This window comes from Xanthomonas sp. WHRI 6106, from assembly GCF_040202405.1.
Lineage (GTDB): Bacteria > Pseudomonadota > Gammaproteobacteria > Xanthomonadales > Xanthomonadaceae > Xanthomonas > Xanthomonas cannabis.
Genome location: NZ_JBEGFC010000013.1, coordinates 83,942 through 100,501, shown reverse-complemented (window position 1 = coordinate 100,501; position 16,560 = coordinate 83,942). Strand labels below are relative to the sequence as shown.

Annotated in this window: 17 protein-coding genes; all 17 read left to right on the top strand. The window is 64.3% G+C overall.

Features of this window, described 5'->3' with window-relative positions; translation table 11 throughout:
* The 17 genes from flgK to ABQZ09_RS17395 all read left to right on the top strand — a co-directional run bounded on the left by flgK (window position 1) and on the right by ABQZ09_RS17395 (window position 16,552).
* Window positions 1-1,875 (top strand): flagellar hook-associated protein FlgK, encoded by a 1,875-nt coding sequence (flgK, locus tag ABQZ09_RS17475; RefSeq protein WP_228891248.1) that lies wholly within the window; start codon window positions 1-3, stop codon window positions 1,873-1,875.
* Window positions 1,875-3,080 carry a flagellar hook-associated protein FlgL gene (flgL, locus tag ABQZ09_RS17470; RefSeq protein WP_349777495.1) on the top strand — a complete coding sequence of 402 codons (1,206 nt, stop codon included), beginning with the start codon at window positions 1,875-1,877 and terminating at the stop codon, window positions 3,078-3,080. Before flgK ends, flgL begins: the two co-directional genes overlap by 1 nt.
* A 320-nt stretch (window positions 3,081-3,400) precedes the next feature.
* The gene (locus ABQZ09_RS17465; protein WP_228315190.1) at window positions 3,401-4,585 is read left to right on the top strand and encodes a flagellin; all 1,185 of its coding nucleotides are present in this window, start codon (window positions 3,401-3,403) and stop codon (window positions 4,583-4,585) included.
* Between the two features lie 218 nt (window positions 4,586-4,803).
* Window positions 4,804-6,129, top strand: a complete 1,326-nt coding sequence (fliD, locus tag ABQZ09_RS17460; RefSeq protein WP_349777494.1) for a flagellar filament capping protein FliD — start codon at window positions 4,804-4,806, stop codon at window positions 6,127-6,129.
* Between the two features lie 150 nt (window positions 6,130-6,279).
* Window positions 6,280-6,693: a flagellar export chaperone FliS gene (gene fliS, locus ABQZ09_RS17455; protein ID WP_047696154.1), complete on the top strand. Its 414-nt coding sequence runs from the start codon at window positions 6,280-6,282 to the stop codon at window positions 6,691-6,693.
* A gap of 8 nt (window positions 6,694-6,701) precedes the next feature.
* Window positions 6,702-6,995, top strand: a complete 294-nt coding sequence (locus tag ABQZ09_RS17450) for a hypothetical protein (RefSeq protein WP_184557619.1) — start codon at window positions 6,702-6,704, stop codon at window positions 6,993-6,995.
* Window positions 6,995-7,561, top strand: coding sequence for a PilZ domain-containing protein (locus ABQZ09_RS17445; protein ID WP_349777493.1), 567 nt, complete (start codon window positions 6,995-6,997; stop codon window positions 7,559-7,561). Before ABQZ09_RS17450 ends, ABQZ09_RS17445 begins: the two co-directional genes overlap by 1 nt.
* Before the next feature lie 70 nt (window positions 7,562-7,631).
* Complete coding sequence (locus tag ABQZ09_RS17440) at window positions 7,632-8,264, top strand: response regulator transcription factor (RefSeq protein ID WP_003482986.1); 633 nt, start codon at window positions 7,632-7,634, stop codon at window positions 8,262-8,264.
* Window positions 8,265-8,512: 248 nt separating this feature from the next.
* On the top strand, window positions 8,513-9,916 hold the full coding sequence (rpoN, locus tag ABQZ09_RS17435; RefSeq protein WP_349777492.1) for an RNA polymerase factor sigma-54: 1,404 nt from the start codon (window positions 8,513-8,515) through the stop codon (window positions 9,914-9,916).
* A gap of 8 nt (window positions 9,917-9,924) precedes the next feature.
* The gene (locus ABQZ09_RS17430) at window positions 9,925-10,308 is read left to right on the top strand and encodes a response regulator (RefSeq protein WP_005997154.1); all 384 of its coding nucleotides are present in this window, start codon (window positions 9,925-9,927) and stop codon (window positions 10,306-10,308) included.
* Entirely contained in the window at window positions 10,301-11,785 is a 1,485-nt protein-coding gene (locus ABQZ09_RS17425) for a sigma-54 dependent transcriptional regulator (protein ID WP_228315194.1), read from the top strand. The genes ABQZ09_RS17430 and ABQZ09_RS17425 overlap by 8 nt, the downstream gene beginning before the upstream one ends.
* Before the next feature lie 120 nt (window positions 11,786-11,905).
* The gene (locus ABQZ09_RS17420; RefSeq protein WP_047696145.1) at window positions 11,906-13,015 is read left to right on the top strand and encodes a DegT/DnrJ/EryC1/StrS family aminotransferase; all 1,110 of its coding nucleotides are present in this window, start codon (window positions 11,906-11,908) and stop codon (window positions 13,013-13,015) included.
* 64 nt (window positions 13,016-13,079) lie between these two features.
* A complete protein-coding gene (locus ABQZ09_RS17415; RefSeq protein ID WP_104603725.1) occupies window positions 13,080-13,304 on the top strand; it encodes an acyl carrier protein in 225 nt (74 codons plus the stop codon).
* A gap of 5 nt (window positions 13,305-13,309) precedes the next feature.
* A complete protein-coding gene (locus ABQZ09_RS17410; protein WP_349777491.1) occupies window positions 13,310-14,350 on the top strand; it encodes a ketoacyl-ACP synthase III in 1,041 nt (346 codons plus the stop codon).
* Window positions 14,347-15,114, top strand: coding sequence for an SDR family NAD(P)-dependent oxidoreductase (locus ABQZ09_RS17405; RefSeq protein ID WP_014090117.1), 768 nt, complete (start codon window positions 14,347-14,349; stop codon window positions 15,112-15,114). The genes ABQZ09_RS17410 and ABQZ09_RS17405 overlap by 4 nt, the downstream gene beginning before the upstream one ends.
* Window positions 15,111-15,890, top strand: a complete 780-nt coding sequence (locus ABQZ09_RS17400) for an SDR family NAD(P)-dependent oxidoreductase (RefSeq protein WP_167707212.1) — start codon at window positions 15,111-15,113, stop codon at window positions 15,888-15,890. The genes ABQZ09_RS17405 and ABQZ09_RS17400 overlap by 4 nt, the downstream gene beginning before the upstream one ends.
* Window positions 15,887-16,552, top strand: a complete 666-nt coding sequence (locus tag ABQZ09_RS17395) for a PglD-related sugar-binding protein (RefSeq protein ID WP_249047570.1) — start codon at window positions 15,887-15,889, stop codon at window positions 16,550-16,552. Before ABQZ09_RS17400 ends, ABQZ09_RS17395 begins: the two co-directional genes overlap by 4 nt.
* Window positions 16,553-16,560: the final 8 nt, after the last annotated feature.

The following is a 16,560-nucleotide window of genomic DNA, read 5'->3' as shown; positions in this document are numbered from 1 at the left end:
ATGTCCATCATGTCCACCGGGACCAGCGCGCTCATCGCCTTCCAACGGGCGTTGTCGACCGTTAGCCATAACGTCGCCAACATCAATACCGAAGGCTATAGCCGCCAACGTGTGGAATTTGCAACGCGCACGCCCACCGACATGGGCTACGCGTTCGTGGGCAATGGCGCCAAGATCACCGACGTGGGCCGCGTGGCCGACCAGCTGGCCATTTCGCGCCTGCTCGACAGCGGCGGCGAGCTCTCGCGCCTGCAGCAGCTGTCCTCGCTGTCCAACCGCGTGGATGCGCTGTACTCCAATACCGCCACCAACGTGGCCGGGCTGTGGTCGAACTTCTTCGACTCCACCAGCGCGGTGTCGTCTAACGCCTCCTCCACTGCCGAGCGCCAGAGCATGCTCGACAGCGGTAATTCGCTGGCGACGCGCTTCAAGCAGCTCAACGGGCAGATGGACAGCCTGAGCAACGAGGTCAACAGTGGCCTGACCTCCTCGGTGGACGAAGTCAATCGCTTGACGCAGCAGATCGCCAAGATCAACGGCGCCATCGGTAACAGCATCGACAGCGCCTCGCCCGACATGCTCGATCAGCGCGACGCATTGGTGACCAAGCTGGTGGGCTACACCGGCGGTACCGCGGTGATCCAGGACGGCGGCTTCATGAACGTTTTCACCGCCGGCGGCCAGGCGCTGGTGGTCGGCACCACGGCCTCCAAGCTCACCACCGTCGCCGACCCGTATCAGCCGACCAAGCTGCAGGTGGCAATGCAGACGCAGGGCCAGAACGTCAGCCTCAGCGCCAATTCGTTGGGCGGGCAGATCGGTGGCCTGCTGGAGTTCCGCAGCAGCGTGCTGGAACCGACCCAGGCCGAATTGGGCCGCCTGGCCGTCGGCATGGCCAGCACCTTCAACGCCGGCCACAGCCAGGGTATGGACCTGTATGGCGCGATGGGCGGCAACTTCTTCAACATCGGCGCACCCACCACTGCTGCCAACCCGAAGAACACCGGCACCGCGTCGCTGAGCGCAAGCTTCAGCAACATGTCGGCCGTGGATGGGCAAGACGTCACGCTCAGCTTCGACGGCACTGCGTGGAAGGCCACCAGCGCCAGCACCGGCTCGGCCGTGCCGATGACCGGCACCGGCACCGCTGCCGATCCGCTGGTGCTCAAGGGCGTGAGCATGGTGGTCGGCGGCACTCCGGCCAGCGGCGACAAGTTCCTGCTGCAGCCCACCGCCGGGCTGGCGGGTACCCTGTCGGTGGCCATCACCGACCCTTCGCGCATTGCGGCAGCCACCCCGGTCAAGGCCACCGCCACCGTCGCCAACCTGGGCACCGGCAAGATCAGCGACGTCAAGGTCACCAATGCGCAGAATCCCGCGCTGCTGGCCCCGTCCTCGATCGAGTTCATCGATGCCAACCAGTACACCGTCGACGGCGCCGGCCCGTTTGCCTACACCGCGGGCCAGACCATCAGCGCCAACGGCTGGAGCTTTGCACTGGATGGTGCGCCCAAGGCCGGCGACACCTTCGGCGTGGGTCCGATGAGTGCCGGCTCCAGCGACAACGGCAATGCCAAGTTGCTGGCCAAGATCGACGATGCCAAGGCGCTCAGCAGCGGCACGGTCACCCTCAACGGCGCGCTGTCGGGCCTGACCACCTCGGTGGGTTCGGCGGCGCGCGCAGCCAGCTACGCCTCGGACGCGCAGAAGGTCATCAACGACCAGGCGCAGGCCAGCCGTGATTCGATTTCCGGCGTCAACCTCGATGAGGAAGCCGCCAATATGTTGAAACTGCAGCAGGCCTACCAGGCCGCCGCACAGATGATCTCCACCGCAGACACCGTCTTCCAAGCCATCCTGGGCGCCGTACGCTGATGACCGACCGTATCTCCACCAGCATGATGTACAGCCAGTCGGTTGCCTCGATGGGGGCCAAGCAGGCGCGGCTGAACCAGCTCGAATCGCAGCTGTCCAGTGGGCAACGCCTGGTTACCGCCAAGGACGATCCGGTCGCCGCCGGCACAGCCGTCGGCCTGGATCGCGCGCTGGCCGCCATCACCCGCTTCGGCGAGAACGCCAACAACGTGCAGAACCGCCTCGGGCTGCAGGAAAACGCGCTCGCACAGGCCGGCGACAAAATGGCGCGCGTCACCGAATTGGCGGTGCAGGCCAACAACTCCTCGCTCAGCCCCGACGATCGCAAGGCGATCGCTTCGGAGCTGACCGCGCTGCGCGACAGCATGGTGAGCCTGGCCAACAGCACCGACGGCACCGGGCGCTATCTGTTCGGTGGTACCGCCGACGGCAGCGCGCCCTTCATCAAGGGCAATGGCGGGGTCACCTACAACGGCGACCAGACCCAGAAGCAGGTAGAAGTGGCGCCGGACACCTTTGTCAGCGACACCCTGCCCGGCAGCGAAATCTTCATGCGCATCCGCACCGGCGACGGCACCGTGGATGCGCACCCTTCCAATGCCAATACCGGCACCGGGCTGCTGCTGGATTTCAGCCGCGATGCCAGTACCGGCAGCTGGAACGGGGGCAGTTACAGCGTGCAGTTCACCGCCGCCGACACCTATGAGGTGCGCGACAGCACCAATGCAGTGGTCAGCACCGGCACCTACAAGGATGGCGACGACATCACCGCGGCCGGCGTGCGCATGCGCATCAGCGGCGCACCGGCGGTAGGCGACAGCTTCCAGATCGGCGCCTCCACCACCAAGGACGTATTCTCCACCATCGACGATCTGGTCGGCGCGCTCAATTCCGACACGCTGACGCAGCCGCAGAAGGCGGCGATGATCAACACCTTGCAGTCGTCGATGCGCGACATCGCGCAGGCCTCGTCGAAGATGATCGATGCGCGCGCGTCCGGCGGCGCGCAGTTGTCGGCCATCGACAACGCCAACTCCTTGCTCGACTCCAACGAAGTCACGCTCAAGACCACCCTGTCGTCGATCCGCGATCTGGACTACGCCTCGGCGATCGGGCAGTACGAACTCGAGAAGGCCTCCCTGCAGGCCGCTCAAACGATCTTCCAGCAGATGCAGTCGTCAACCTTGTTCAACATGATCCGCTGATTTTCCGCAGCAAACCTGCGTTTTTTGCTTCGCTCCTGCACGGCGGTCCCGGTGCAGGCAGACGGAGTTTATTGCTTGAGTTTTATACCAACGCTAAAGATCTCCGGGGTGCTGCCGAATAAACCAAACCCCTTGATACACAACGCTTACGCTTTTCGTCCCGCGGCAGAAAAACAGTAAAAAAATACTGAATTTTGCTAAAGGTTCCTGACGCAACGCCGTTATTCATCTCAGCAGCGGCAACGGCCAACTTGATGGCCCCCCTGCGGAGGCTCCGGGCAAGTCCCCCTTGCCGGAAAAATCGCTTAGGAGAAATCAAAATGGCACAGGTAATCAACACCAACGTAATGTCGCTGAACGCTCAGCGTAACCTCAACACCAGCAGCGCCAGCATGTCGACGAGCATCCAGCGTCTGTCGTCTGGTCTGCGCATCAACAGCGCCAAGGACGACGCCGCCGGTCTGGCGATCTCCGAGCGTTTCACCACGCAGATCCGTGGCCTGGACGTTGCCTCGCGCAACGCCAACGACGGTATCTCGCTGGCCCAGACCGCCGAAGGCGCCATGGTGGAAATCGGCAGCAACCTGCAGCGTATCCGCGAGCTGTCGGTGCAGTCGTCCAACGCCACCAACTCGCAGACCGACCGTGATGCGCTGAACTCGGAAGTCAAGCAGCTGACCGCCGAAATCGACCGCGTTGCCAACCAGACCAACTTCAACGGCACCAAGCTGCTGGACGGTTCGTTCTCCGGCGCGCTGTTCCAGGTCGGCGCCGACGCCGGCCAGACCATCGGCATCAACACCATCGTCGACGCCAATGTCGACTCGCTGGGCAAGGCAGGTTTTGCCGCCACCCAGACCGGCTCGGCCGCCGTGGCGTCCGGTACCGCAACCGCAAGCGGTAGCTTCTCGGGCATGTCGGTCAATGGCGTCTCGATCGCCAGCGTCTCGGTTGCAGCGGGCGATGCGGGCTCGGATGTGTCCAAGAAGATCGCTGCAGCCATCAATGACAAGCTCGACCAGACGGGTGTTTACGCTTCGGTAGATTCCACCACCGGCGCGCTGAAGCTGGAATCGCTCAAGGCGGGCAAGGACTTCAGCTTCACCGCAGGGTCGGGCACCGGCGCCACCGGCATCACCTTCTCCAACGCGGGCATCGCCGCCTCGGCCACTGCCGCGGCAGGCACCACCAGCACCCTGGACGATCTGGACATCTCGTCGTTCTCGGGTTCGCAGCGGGCCCTGGAAATCGTCGACAAGGCGCTGACCGCGGTCAACTCCTCGCGCGCCGACATGGGTGCGGTGCAGAACCGCTTCACCTCCACCATCGCCAACCTGAGCGCAACCTCGGAAAACCTGTCGGCCTCGCGTAGCCGTATCCGCGATACCGACTACGCCAAGGAAACCGCCGAACTGACCCGCACGCAGATCCTGCAGCAGGCCGGTACCGCGATGCTGGCCCAGGCCAAGTCGGTTCCGCAGAACGTGCTGAGCCTGCTGCAGTAATCCGCAGCGACGCCTGGCAGACCAAGAGCCCCTCGTCGGAGGGGCTTTTTTGTTGCCAGGCATCGGCACCCGCCCTTGACGCCGCCCGGGCACGGAAATTGCATCAACGCCGCACGTGCGCGAGACGTGTCGCTGTCGCTAAAGTCCACCCGGATGCGGCCGATACCCGTCTCGTAATCCCATGCGTCCGCACCGGACGCCCATGCGAGGAATGCAACATGGCGACGTCTGGCATCAGCACCGGCTCAGGACTGGATATCCCTACCCTGGTGTCCACCTTGGTTTCGCGACGCAAGGATCCTGCTGCGGCGGTGATCAACAAGGCGGGCACGGCGGCCACCACCAAGCTGTCGGCCATCAGCCAGGTCAAGAGCAGCATGACCACGCTGAAGACCGCGCTGGACAAGGTGACCAGCAGTGCCGACACGCCAGCGTTCAAGGCCACTGTGCAGACCGACGCGGGCTTTACTGCCACCGCTACCAGCACCGCTGCCCCGGGCAACTACTCGGTGGAGGTGGTCAAGCTGGCCACCGCGCAGAAGCTATCCTCCGGCGCCTATGTCGCCGATGCGACCGTCGGCAGCGGCACACTGACCCTGGCTTATGGTGACAAGAGCATCACCGTCGACATCAGCGGCACCGACAAGCTCACCGACATCGCCGCCGCCATCAACAAGGCGGCCGGTGGCAAGGGCGTCACCGCCAGCGTGGTGACCGCCAACGACGGCCAGCACCTGGTGTTCAACGCGGTCGACACCGGTACCAAGGGCGCGCTGACCGTCAGCGCCAGCGACCCGAGCCTGAATGCCCTGACCTTCGGCAATGGCGCTACCGGCGGCATGACCGAAGCGGTGGCCGCGGCCGATGCACTGGTGCGGGTGGACGGGTTCGAACGTACCTCCAGCTCAAACACCATCACCGACCTGGTGCCCGGTGCCGTGCTCAACCTGACCAAGGCAGCTGAAGGCACCAAGTTCAACCTGAGCATCGCGCCTGACAGCAGCAGCCTCAAGGGCAACCTGACGGCGTTTGCTGCGGCTTACAACACCGCTAATACGCTGCTGACCAAGAGCAGCAGCTACGACCCCACCACCAAGACCGCCTCGGCACTGACCGGCGATTCGTTGGTGCGCGGCCTGCAGACGCAGCTGCGCAGCCAGGTGGCAGGTAATTTGAACGAGCTCAAGGCGCTGGGCCTGACCTTGGACAAGGACGGCGTGATGAGTTTCGATGGCAGCAAGTTCGATACCGCCATCAACGCCGACCCGGATGCCGCTGCCAGCGTGCTGGGCAAGGACAGCAAGTTCGGCGCTGGCATGGCCAAGCTGCTGGACGCCCATCTCAACGCCAACAACGGCGCGCTCACCCTTCGCTCGGACACGCTCAACAAAGAGATAAAAGGTTACGAGAACGAGCTGGACGATCTCGACACCCGCATGGAAAAGCTGTCTGACATGTACACCAAGCAGTTCACTGCGATGGAGAAGATGATCACCCAGCTGCAGGGCAGCACCAGCTCGCTCAGCAGCCTGTTGAACAGCTGATTTCCGTGATGCAGATCCTCAAGTCCTGCAAGGGTCTTGCCGATACAAGAAGGGCCTATCGTGATTTCGGCCTTGCCTTCCGGCAGGAGCGTCGTCGCAGGAGCACAGCGCTCCGGGACCCGCGAAGGTCAGCCCATTGAGGAGTCATCCATGTACGGTTCCAATCGTCAGTACGCCGAGCAATACCGCAAGGTCGGCGTGTCCACCAGCGTGACCGAAGCCGACCCGCACAAGCTGGTGTCGCTGCTGTTTGCCGGTGCCTGCCAGCGCATCCGTCTGGCCCAGGCCTGCCTGGCGCAGGGCGACCAGGCGCGCAAGGGCAAGGCCATTGGCGAGGCCTGCGCGATCGTCGGTCACTTGAACGGTTCGCTCGATCACGAAGCCGGCGGCGAGATTGCGGGTAACCTGTCGGCCCTGTACGACTACGTCATGCAGCGCCTGACCGCAGCCAATCTGCACAACGACGACACCGCGTTGACCGAAGCGCTGGATCTGCTCAGTGAAATCGATTCGGCGTGGAATTCCATTCCCCTCGAACAACGCGGCCTTTCCGCCGTTTCGTGAGTCCCGCCATGCATAGCGTGCAAAGCCTTCAGGCCGAAATGGCCGACATCCGGATCGCCATGGCGAACGAGGACTTCGAAGTCATGCCGCCGATGCTGGATGCGCACGACCTGCACCTGCGCCAGTACGCGCAGCACGTGGACGTTGATCAGGATCGCGCGGCACTGCAGACGCTGCTGACGATGCACCAGGACCTGATGCGGATGATGCGCGAGCGTCAGCGCAAGTTGCTGGACCTGATCCGCGCACAGCGCACCTCGTCCTCGGCCAGCCGCGCCTATGCCCGGGTCGGCCGGATCTGATGTCCGCGCTCGGCATACTCGCGCCAGCGGCCGAGGCCGAGCTGTTTGCCGACACGCTCAGCTGCGAACTGCGCCTGCCGGCCGGCTTCTGTGCCGGTGGCGATGCGGGCGCGCACAGCGCCGCGGAGACCCTGCTGCGTAGCCTCGGCCAGGTGGAAGACCTGCGCAGCGAAGAGACCAGCGAAGACCGCGGCGAGCTGCCGCTGCTGGTGCAGCGCATGGATGCCAAACTGGATCTGATGCTGGCGCTGATCGGCCGCCTGGTGCGCCAGGGCGACAGCGGCCTGATCCAGAATCTGGTGCACTGGTCGGTGCGCGGCATCCGCCTGAATTGCGCAACCCCGCATCCGCCGGGCACCTTCGGCAGCGTTTGCCTACAGCCCTCCGATTGGCTTCCTGAACTGGTACAGCTTCCCGCCGAGGTCCTGGCCAGCGCCAGCGATGGTCACGATCAGTGGCTGTGGCTGCGGTTCGCGCCCCTGTCGCCGGGTCTGCAGGACGCGCTGGAACGTCATTTGTTTCGCTTGCATCGCCGTCAGATCGCCGACGCCCGCCGCCAGCGCTGATCCCGATGGTTGGCGTCAGGCGCCGGGTCAGCTAAGGTGCCCTAATACCGAAAAAGGTCCCTTCTGCGCCGTGCGAGTCATCATCGTCGACGATCACACCCTTGTCCGTGCAGGCCTGTCCAGGCTGCTGCAAACCTTCGCCGGCATCGATGTCGTCGGTGAGGCCAGCAACGCGCAACAAGCCCTGGATATGACATCCCTGCATCGCCCGGATCTGGTGCTGATGGACCTGTCCCTGCCCGGCCGCAGCGGCCTGGATGCCATGACCGATGTGCTGCGCGCCGCCCCGCGCACGCATGTGGTGATGATGTCGATGCACGACGACCCGGTGCACGTCCGCGATGCGCTCGATCGCGGCGCCGTGGGTTTCGTGGTCAAGGACGCCGCACCGCTCGAACTGGAGCTGGCACTGCGTGCCGCCGCCGCCGGCCAGGTATTTCTGAGCCCGCAGATTTCCTCGAAGATGATCGCGCCCATGCTGGGCCGCGAAAAACCGGTCGGCATCGCTGCCCTGTCGCCGCGCCAGCGCGAGATCCTGCGCGAGATCGGCCGCGGACAGAGCAACAAGGAAATTGCCGCCGACCTCGGTATCAGCGTCAAGACGGTGGAAACCCATCGCGCGCGCATGATGGAGTCGCTGGGCTGCCGGCGTGCGAACGACCTGGTGCTGCTGGCGGCCAAGCACCATAACGAGCTGGTCTGAGCTACTCCCGCAGGCTGTTTGCCCGGCTGTCAGGATGGTGAAAGGGGCATCCGGGCCACTTCGGCCCAAAACAGTGACGGAATTCCGTCAGGCACGCTCGAGCTCGCCGAAAACGTCAGGGGATTCCTGACAGGCTGTCAGGAAAATCACGAGTCACCTCACCTGACTCCCCGATTAGAAACCCGTCGTGTTGTCCTGCAAGATGCGTTCCATCGCTGCTGCGTGCAGCGCCCATCGGAAGCGCTTCCATGAAGACGACCATTTCCGCCCAGCTTGGCCAGCACCTGCACCTCACCCCGCAGTTGCTGCAGTCGATCCGTCTGTTGCAATTGGACGGCATGCAGTTGGAACTGGAAATTCGGCGCGCCCTGGAAACCAATCCGTTGCTGGAGTTGGAAGAGTTGGCCGATCACGGGGATGAGGCCACCACCAACGACGATGGCGCCAGCGATATCGCCGCGTTCGACGAGCTGCCGGAAAGCACGATGTGGGACGTGCAGAGCAGCAGTTGGAACGATGGCGACGATGACCGCATGCAGCGCGTGGCGGCCGGCGAATCCACCGATTCGCATGTGCGCATCCTGCGCGAGCTGGCGCTGGACCTGGACGAGGCCGCGCTGGGGGCGGCCGCGTTCTGGCTGGAGCAGACCGACGACGCCGGGTATCTGACCGAAGCGCTGGCGACGCTGCAGCAGCTGGGCGCCACCCGTCTGGGGATGACGGTCGAGGCGGTCGAAGCAGTCCGCCAGCGCCTGCTGCACGGCGACCCCGCCGGCCTGGGGGCCTGCGACCTGCGCGAATGCCTGCAGGCGCAGTTGACCGCCCTGCCCGGCCGCGTCCCGGCACGGCATCTGGCCGCGCGCATCCTGGCTGGCGACCTGGACCTGCTGGCGAGCCACGACTACGCGGTGCTGGCGCGCGCGCACGATGCCGAAGTGGACGACGCGCGCGAGGCGGTGCGGTTGATCCTGTCGCTGCAACCGCGCCCGGGCGACGACCTCCTGCAGGAAAGCAATACCAGCGTGATCCCGGACGTGCTCGCCTGGCATGCCGACGGCAGCTGGCGCGTGGCACTCAATCCGGCCACCACCCATCGCGTCAGCATCAACCCGGTGCACGAACGCGCGCTGGCCGACGCCGGTGATGCCGGGCAGCCGCTGCGCGACATGCTGCAGGAAGCGCGCTGGCTGACCCGTGGGCTGTCGATGCGCTACGAAACCCTGCTGCGCGCCACGCGCGCCATCGTCGAACGGCAGGCCGCGTTCCTGGCGCGTGGCGAGGAAGCGATGGCGCCACTCACACTGAAGGAAATCGCCGACGAGATCGGCATGCACGAATCGACCATTTCGCGCATCACCACCGGCAAGTACCTGCAGACGCCGCGTGGGACCTTCGAACTCAAGCACTTCTTCGCCGTGCGCCTGGAAGGCGCCAGCGTCTCCGGTCAGGCGGTCAAGGCAATGGTGCGCCGCTTGATCGAAAGCGAGCCGGCCGGCCGGCCGCTGGCCGACGAAGCCATTGCCGGTTTGCTGTCGCGGCAAGGCGTTAACATTGCGCGCCGCACCGTGGCCAAGTACCGCGAACAACTCGACATCGCCCCGGCACGCGAGCGCCGCCGCACCAACAAACCGCTGCTTGCCCGGGCAGGATAAGGATTACTATGAGCAAACTCACCGTGCTACTGGTCGACGACCACGAGGGCTTCATCAACGCTGCGATGCGTCATTTTCGCAAAGTGGAGTGGCTCAACATCGTGGGCAGTGCCGCCAATGGGCTGGAAGCGATCGAGCGCTCTGAGTCGCTGCGCCCCAACGTCGTGCTGATGGACCTGGCGATGCCTGAGATGGGCGGGCTGCAGGCCACGCGCCTGATCAAGACGCAGGACGATCCGCCGTATATTGTCATCGCGAGCCACTTCGACGATGCCGAGCATCGTGAACACGCTCTTCGCGCGGGTGCTGACAATTTTGTCAGCAAGCTGTCCTATATCCAGGAAGTCATGCCAATCCTGGAGGGCCTGACGGAAGGAGCCAGGAATGAGTGAGTCCCGCATTCTGCTGATCGACAGTGACGCCGTGCGCGCCGAGCGCACCGTGTCGCTGCTCGAATTCATGGACTTCAATCCCCGCTGGGTCACCGACGGCGCCGACATCAATCCTGGCCGTCATCGCCACGACGAATGGATGGCGGTGATGGTGGGTTCGGCGCAGGATGCGGCGCAGGCCGACAAGTTCTTCGATTGGCTGGCCGATGCCAAGCTGCCGCCGCCGGTGCTGCTGATGGAAGGCAGCCCGGTCACGTTCGCGCAGACCCATGGCCTGCACGAGGCCAATGTCTGGGCGCTGGATACCCCGTTGCGGCACGCGCAGCTGGAAGCCCTGCTGCGACGCGCAAGCCTCAAGCGGCTGGATGCCGAGCATCAGGCCGGTGTGCAACAGGACACCGGACCGACCGGCAACAGCGAGGCGGTGACCCGCCTGCGCCGGCTGATCGACCAGGTGGCCGCGTTCGACACCACCGTGCTGGTGCTGGGCGAGTCCGGTACCGGCAAGGAAGTGGTGGCACGTGCGATCCACCAGCACTCGCCGCGCCGTGATGGGCCGTTTGTCGCCATCAACTGCGGCGCAATTCCGCCGGACCTGCTGGAAAGCGAACTTTTCGGCCACGAGAAAGGCGCCTTCACCGGCGCCCTGAGCGCCCGCAAGGGCCGTTTCGAAATGGCCGAAGGCGGCACCCTGCTGCTGGACGAGATCGGCGACATGAGCCTGCCAATGCAGGTGAAGCTGCTGCGCGTGCTGCAGGAGCGCAGCTTCGAGCGCGTGGGCGGTGGCCAGACCATCCGCTGCAACGTGCGCGTGATCGCTGCCACCCACCGCAACCTGGAAGCGCGCATCAGCGACGGCCAGTTCCGTGAGGACCTGTTCTACCGTCTCAACGTGTTCCCGATCGAGATGCCGGCGCTGCGCGAGCGCGTGGACGATCTGGCCATGCTGGTGCAGACGATTGCCGGGCAGCTGGCGCGTACCGGCCGTGGCGAAGTGCGCTTTGCCGAGGAAGCCCTGCAGGCGCTGCGCAGCTATGACTGGCCCGGCAATGTGCGCGAGCTGACCAACCTGGTGGAGCGCCTGGCTGTGCTGCACCCGGGCGGTCTGGTGCGCGTGCAGGATCTTCCGGCGCGGTATCGCGGCGATTTTGCCTCGGCCATTCCGGTCGAGTTGCCGCCCGAGCCGGCACTGTTGGCCGCGCCCACCGACGTGGCTGCACTGCCGAGCAATGTGGTCACGCTGCAGCCCAAGGCCGCCGATGCGGAACCGGCCTCGGCCGCCAGCCTGCCCGACGACGGCATCGACCTGCGCGGCCACATGGCCAACATCGAACTGGCCTTGATCAACGAGGCGCTGGAACGCACGCAGGGCGTGGTGGCCCATGCGGCGCAACTGCTAGGCCTGCGCCGCACTACGCTGGTGGAGAAGCTGCGCAAGTACGGCATCGACCGCGAGCAGACCGAGCTGGCCAACTGAGCGTGCCGGCGCACGCAAGGTCCTGCTCGCTGGCATAGCGCTTGCTTGCTCAGGCGTACACCGTCCGCAGCCATCGGCTGCGGCGGAATCCCGACATCCACCCGCACCAGCGAGGCATTGATGCCCATCCCCGTCACCAGTCCGCTGCTGCCGCCGCTGGAAGAGTTTCTGCCGTACCTGGAACGGATCTGGACCAGCCGCATCGTCAGCAACGGGGGCGAGATGCACCGCGCCTTGGAGCAGGCGTTGTGCGCCTACCTGGGTGTGCCGCATCTGGCGCTGTTGACCAATGGCACCACTGCCTTGATCACGGCCTTGCAGGCGCTGCGCATCACTGGCGAAGTGATCACCACGCCCTACTCGTTCGTGGCCACGGCGCATTCGTTGTTGTGGAAAAGCATTACCCCGGTGTTCGTGGACATCGACCCGGTCACGCTCAACATGGACCCGTCCAAGATCGAAGCGGCCATCACCCCGCAGACCACCGCGATCATGCCGGTGCACTGCTATGGCACTGCCTGCGACACCAGCGCGATCACGCGCATCGCCGACATCTACAACCTGAAGGTGATCTACGACGCCGCGCATGCCTTCGGGGTGCGCGATGAGGGCGGCTCGATCCTGCGCCACGGCGACCTGAGCGTGTTGAGCTTTCATGCCACCAAGGTGTTCAACACCTTCGAAGGCGGCGCGATTGTCTGCCCTGACGAAAAGACCTACCAGCGCATCGGGCACTTGAAGAACTTCGGCTTCGTCGACGAAACCACGGTGGTGGCACCGGGCATCAACGGCAAGATGAACGAGATCAGCGCAGCGTTCGGCCTGTTGCAGCTCAAGCACATCGACGAGGCCATCGCGCAACGCAGCGCCATCGATGCGCAGTATCGGCAGCGGCTCAGCGAGGTGCGTGGCATCCAGTGCGTGGCACGCCCGCAACAGTCCAGCGCCAATTACGCGTATTTTCCGATCCTGGTGCAGGACGACTACCCGCTGTCGCGCGATGCACTGTATCAGTTGATGCGCGAACACGGCATTCTGGTGAGGCGTTACTTCTATCCATTGATCAGCGACTTCCCGATGTATCGCGCGCTCCCTTCGTCCGCGCCGGCATGGTTGCCGGTAGCGCGCTCGGTGGCCGCGCAAGTATTGTGCTTGCCGATCTTTCCCGGCCTGACCGCCGACCAGGTCGATACCATCGCCGACATCATCGCCGGCGAACAGGCCACATGACCGCGACACGCAACACCGTGTTTCCAGACTCCCGCATCTTCAACAGGCAACCAGGCGAGATCGCATGACCCAGGCAACATTTATCGAGAACTTCCTTTCCGCCACCGACTTCCAGGAACCGGTGGAGGTCACGCTGGACACTGTGCTGCTGGAATTGCCGGAATGGGATTCGCTGGCGGCGCTCGGCGTGATCGTGATGTTCGACATGGAATACGGCAAGACCATCACCGGCGAAGATCTCTCTGCCGCCGTCACCGTGGGCGATCTCTACAAACTGACCGAGGCGTAAGCACCATGCCGACCTCCACACTGCACAATGTTCGCTTTGCCGGCATGGCGACCTGCGTGCCGAAGCGGGTCGTGTCCAACCTCACCGATTGCCGGCCGCAGATCCGCTCCGAACGCGAGCGCCTGGTGCGCAACATCGGAATTGAAACGCGCCGCATGGCCTCGGAATGGCAGTGCTTCTCGGACATGGCCTTCGATGCAACTGAGGTGTTGCTGGAGCGGCTGCAATGGAAGCGCGAGGAAATCGATGCACTGATCGTGGTAACGCAGTCGCCGGATTATCCGATTCCGGCCACCGCCATCATCCTGCAGGACCGGCTCGGCCTGTCGCACGCCACGGTCGCCTTCGACGTCAACCTGGGCTGCTCGGCCTATCCGTTCGGTATCAACCTGCTCGGCTCGATGATCGCTGCCGGCGGCGTCAAGAAGGGCCTGCTGCTGGTCGGCGACCGCAGCGCCAATCTGGAAGACCCGATCTTCTCCGATTCCGGCACCGCCACGGCGCTGGAATTCAGCGCCGACGCGCCGCCGATGTATTTCGACCTCAACAGCGATGGCAGCGGCTACAAAGCCATCATCCTGCCGGTGGGTGGTCACCGCGAACCAGTCGGCATCCAGCACTTGGTGCCGTATCGCGACGAGGCGGATGGTGCCTGGAAGCGTGGCGTGGACCTGATCCTGGACGGCGTGGCAGTGCTGAGTTTCTCCACCCAACGCATCCCGCCGGCAGTGCAGACGCTGCTCGACTATACAGGCGTGGCAAAGGAGGACATAGACTACTTCGTGTTCCACCAGGCCAACCGCATGATCAACGAGACCATTCGCAAAAAGCTCGGCCTGCCGGTGGAAAAGGTGCCTTCGACACTGCGCGACTTCGGCAACACCAGCGGCGCCTCGCTGCCGGTAACCATGACCGCGCGCATTAACAAGGAACTGGAATCCGGCCGCAAGCGCGTGCTGCTATGCGGCTTCGGCATCGGGCTGTCGTGGGGCACCTGCCTGGTGGATATCGAGGGCGCGGTGTTTCCTGATTTGATCGAGTCATGACGGCCACACCTGCAGCAACCACTGATGCGTTCGGGCTGCAAAACAAGACCGTTCTAGTGACCGGCGCGTCGTCGGGCATTGGCGCTGCAGTCGCCACGTTGTGTGCGCGTCTGGGCGCGAGGGTGGTGCTCACCGGCCGCGATATCGCGCGACTGGACGCGGTTGCAGTCGCGTTGCAGGGCAATGGGCATGCGGTGGTGGCCGGCGATCTGACCGAAGAAGACACCCGTACACGTCTGATCAACGCTGCAGAACGGTATCACGGGCTGGTTTCCTGTGCAGGCATCGCGGCGCTGGTGCCGTTCCGCATGGCCGCAGAAAAGCATCTGCAACAAATGCTGTCGGTGAACTATCTGGCACCGATCGCGCTGACGCAGCAGTTGCTGGTCAAGCGCCGCCTGAGCGAAGGCGCATCGCTGGTCTATATCTCGGCATTGTCCGCACGCGCGGCGCCTCAGGCCGCCGCCGGCTACGCAGCATCCAAGGCAGCGCTGGAAGCTGCGGTCCGCACGCTGGCGCTCGAACAGGCCAAACACGGCATCCGCGCCAACTGCATCGCGCCAGGCTACGTGGACACGCCCATGCTGAAGAAATTGGGCGCCGCAGCAGACCTGGACGACAAGATCGGACTGACGCCCCTGGGGCGCATCGACCCGGATGACATCGCCAAAGGCGCGGTGTATCTGCTATCGGGGGCCAGCCGCTGGATTACCCGCAGCGCCTTGACCATCGATGGCGGGATTTCCCTGCCCATCCGCCTATGAGCATTGACACTACCATGGCAGCAGAAGATCCTGTTTCCGCGCTGCTGCGCGACCTATATGGCCTGCACGGCAAGACCGTATTGGTGACCGGCGCATCCAAAGGCATCGGTGAAGCGGTCGCACGTGCATGCGCCGCGGCAGGGGCACGCCTGATCGTCACCGGGCGCGATGCGGAACGTCTGCAAACCACGCTGGCATCGCTGCACGGCGATGGCCATCGCCTGTTTGCTGGCGACCTGAGCGATGCGGCTGTCGTGCAACAACTCGCTGCCGATTGCGGGCCCGTCGACGGTGTGGTGCACAGCGCCGGCATTCGCGGGCTGTCGCCGATGAAGCTGGTGAGCGAAAAATTCCTGCGCGAGGTTATGGACATCAACTATCTGGCGCCTGTGATGCTGACCCGCCACCTGTTGGCGCGGCAATCGCTGAAGCCTGGAGGTTCGGTGATTTTCCTTTCATCCATCGCTGCACTCACCGGCACGGTGGGTGTGGGGCCCTACGCCGGCTCCAAGGCTGCACTGGTCGGCACGCTACGGCCGTTGGCGCTGGAACTGGCGCGCCGCAAGATCCGCGCGAACGCGCTCTGCCCCGGCCTGGTCGAGACCTCGTTGATCAATGAGGACAAGGCCTGGTTCGAAGAAAGCCGCAAGCGCTATCCGCTGGGCATCGGACAGCCCGACGACGTGGCGCTGGCCTGTCTGTATTTCCTTTCCGATGCGAGCAGCAAGGTGACCGGACAGGCCTTCAGCATGGATGGAGGCGTGGAATTCGCATGACCGCCGATACACCTGCCCCGCCCTACCATCTGCTGATCGTCAACGCCGGTGGCTTTGGGCGGGATATCGCATCGCTGGCGTATCACGAAGATCCAGCCCACGGGGTTGAGTGGGACATCAAGGGATTTCTGGATAGCCGCACGCATCTGCATGGCACATCGCGTTGGCCGATCGTAGGAGACCCCTCCACCTATCACCCCGTCGAAGGCGATATCTTCATCTGCGCGATCGGAGACCCTGCAGCGCGGCGGCGCTATTCCCGTGCGCTGATCGACAAGGGTGCGGATTTTATCGTGTTTCATCCGCCGCCGTCGCGCGAGGCCGCTGCCGGCTACATCGGGCGCGGAGGTGTATTCGATTCGCGCGTTTCCATTGGGTCGGGTAGCCGGCTCGGCGAGTTCGTTACCGTACTCTCTACGTCCATCATCGCGCACGAAGTCAGCATCGGCGATTACGTACAGATCGGCAGTTTCGTTTTCATCGGCGGCGGCGCGGTGGTTGGCAACGAAGTGACGATTCACCCGCACGCCACCATCCTGCCCGGCATCCGTATCGGCGACGGCGCAGTGGTCGGCGCCGGTACGGTCGTGGTGAAAGACGTGCCGGCGGGCGCCAGCGTGTTCGGCAACCCGGCCCGGGTCATCTACTACAAGGATTCGTGAGGAAGCCG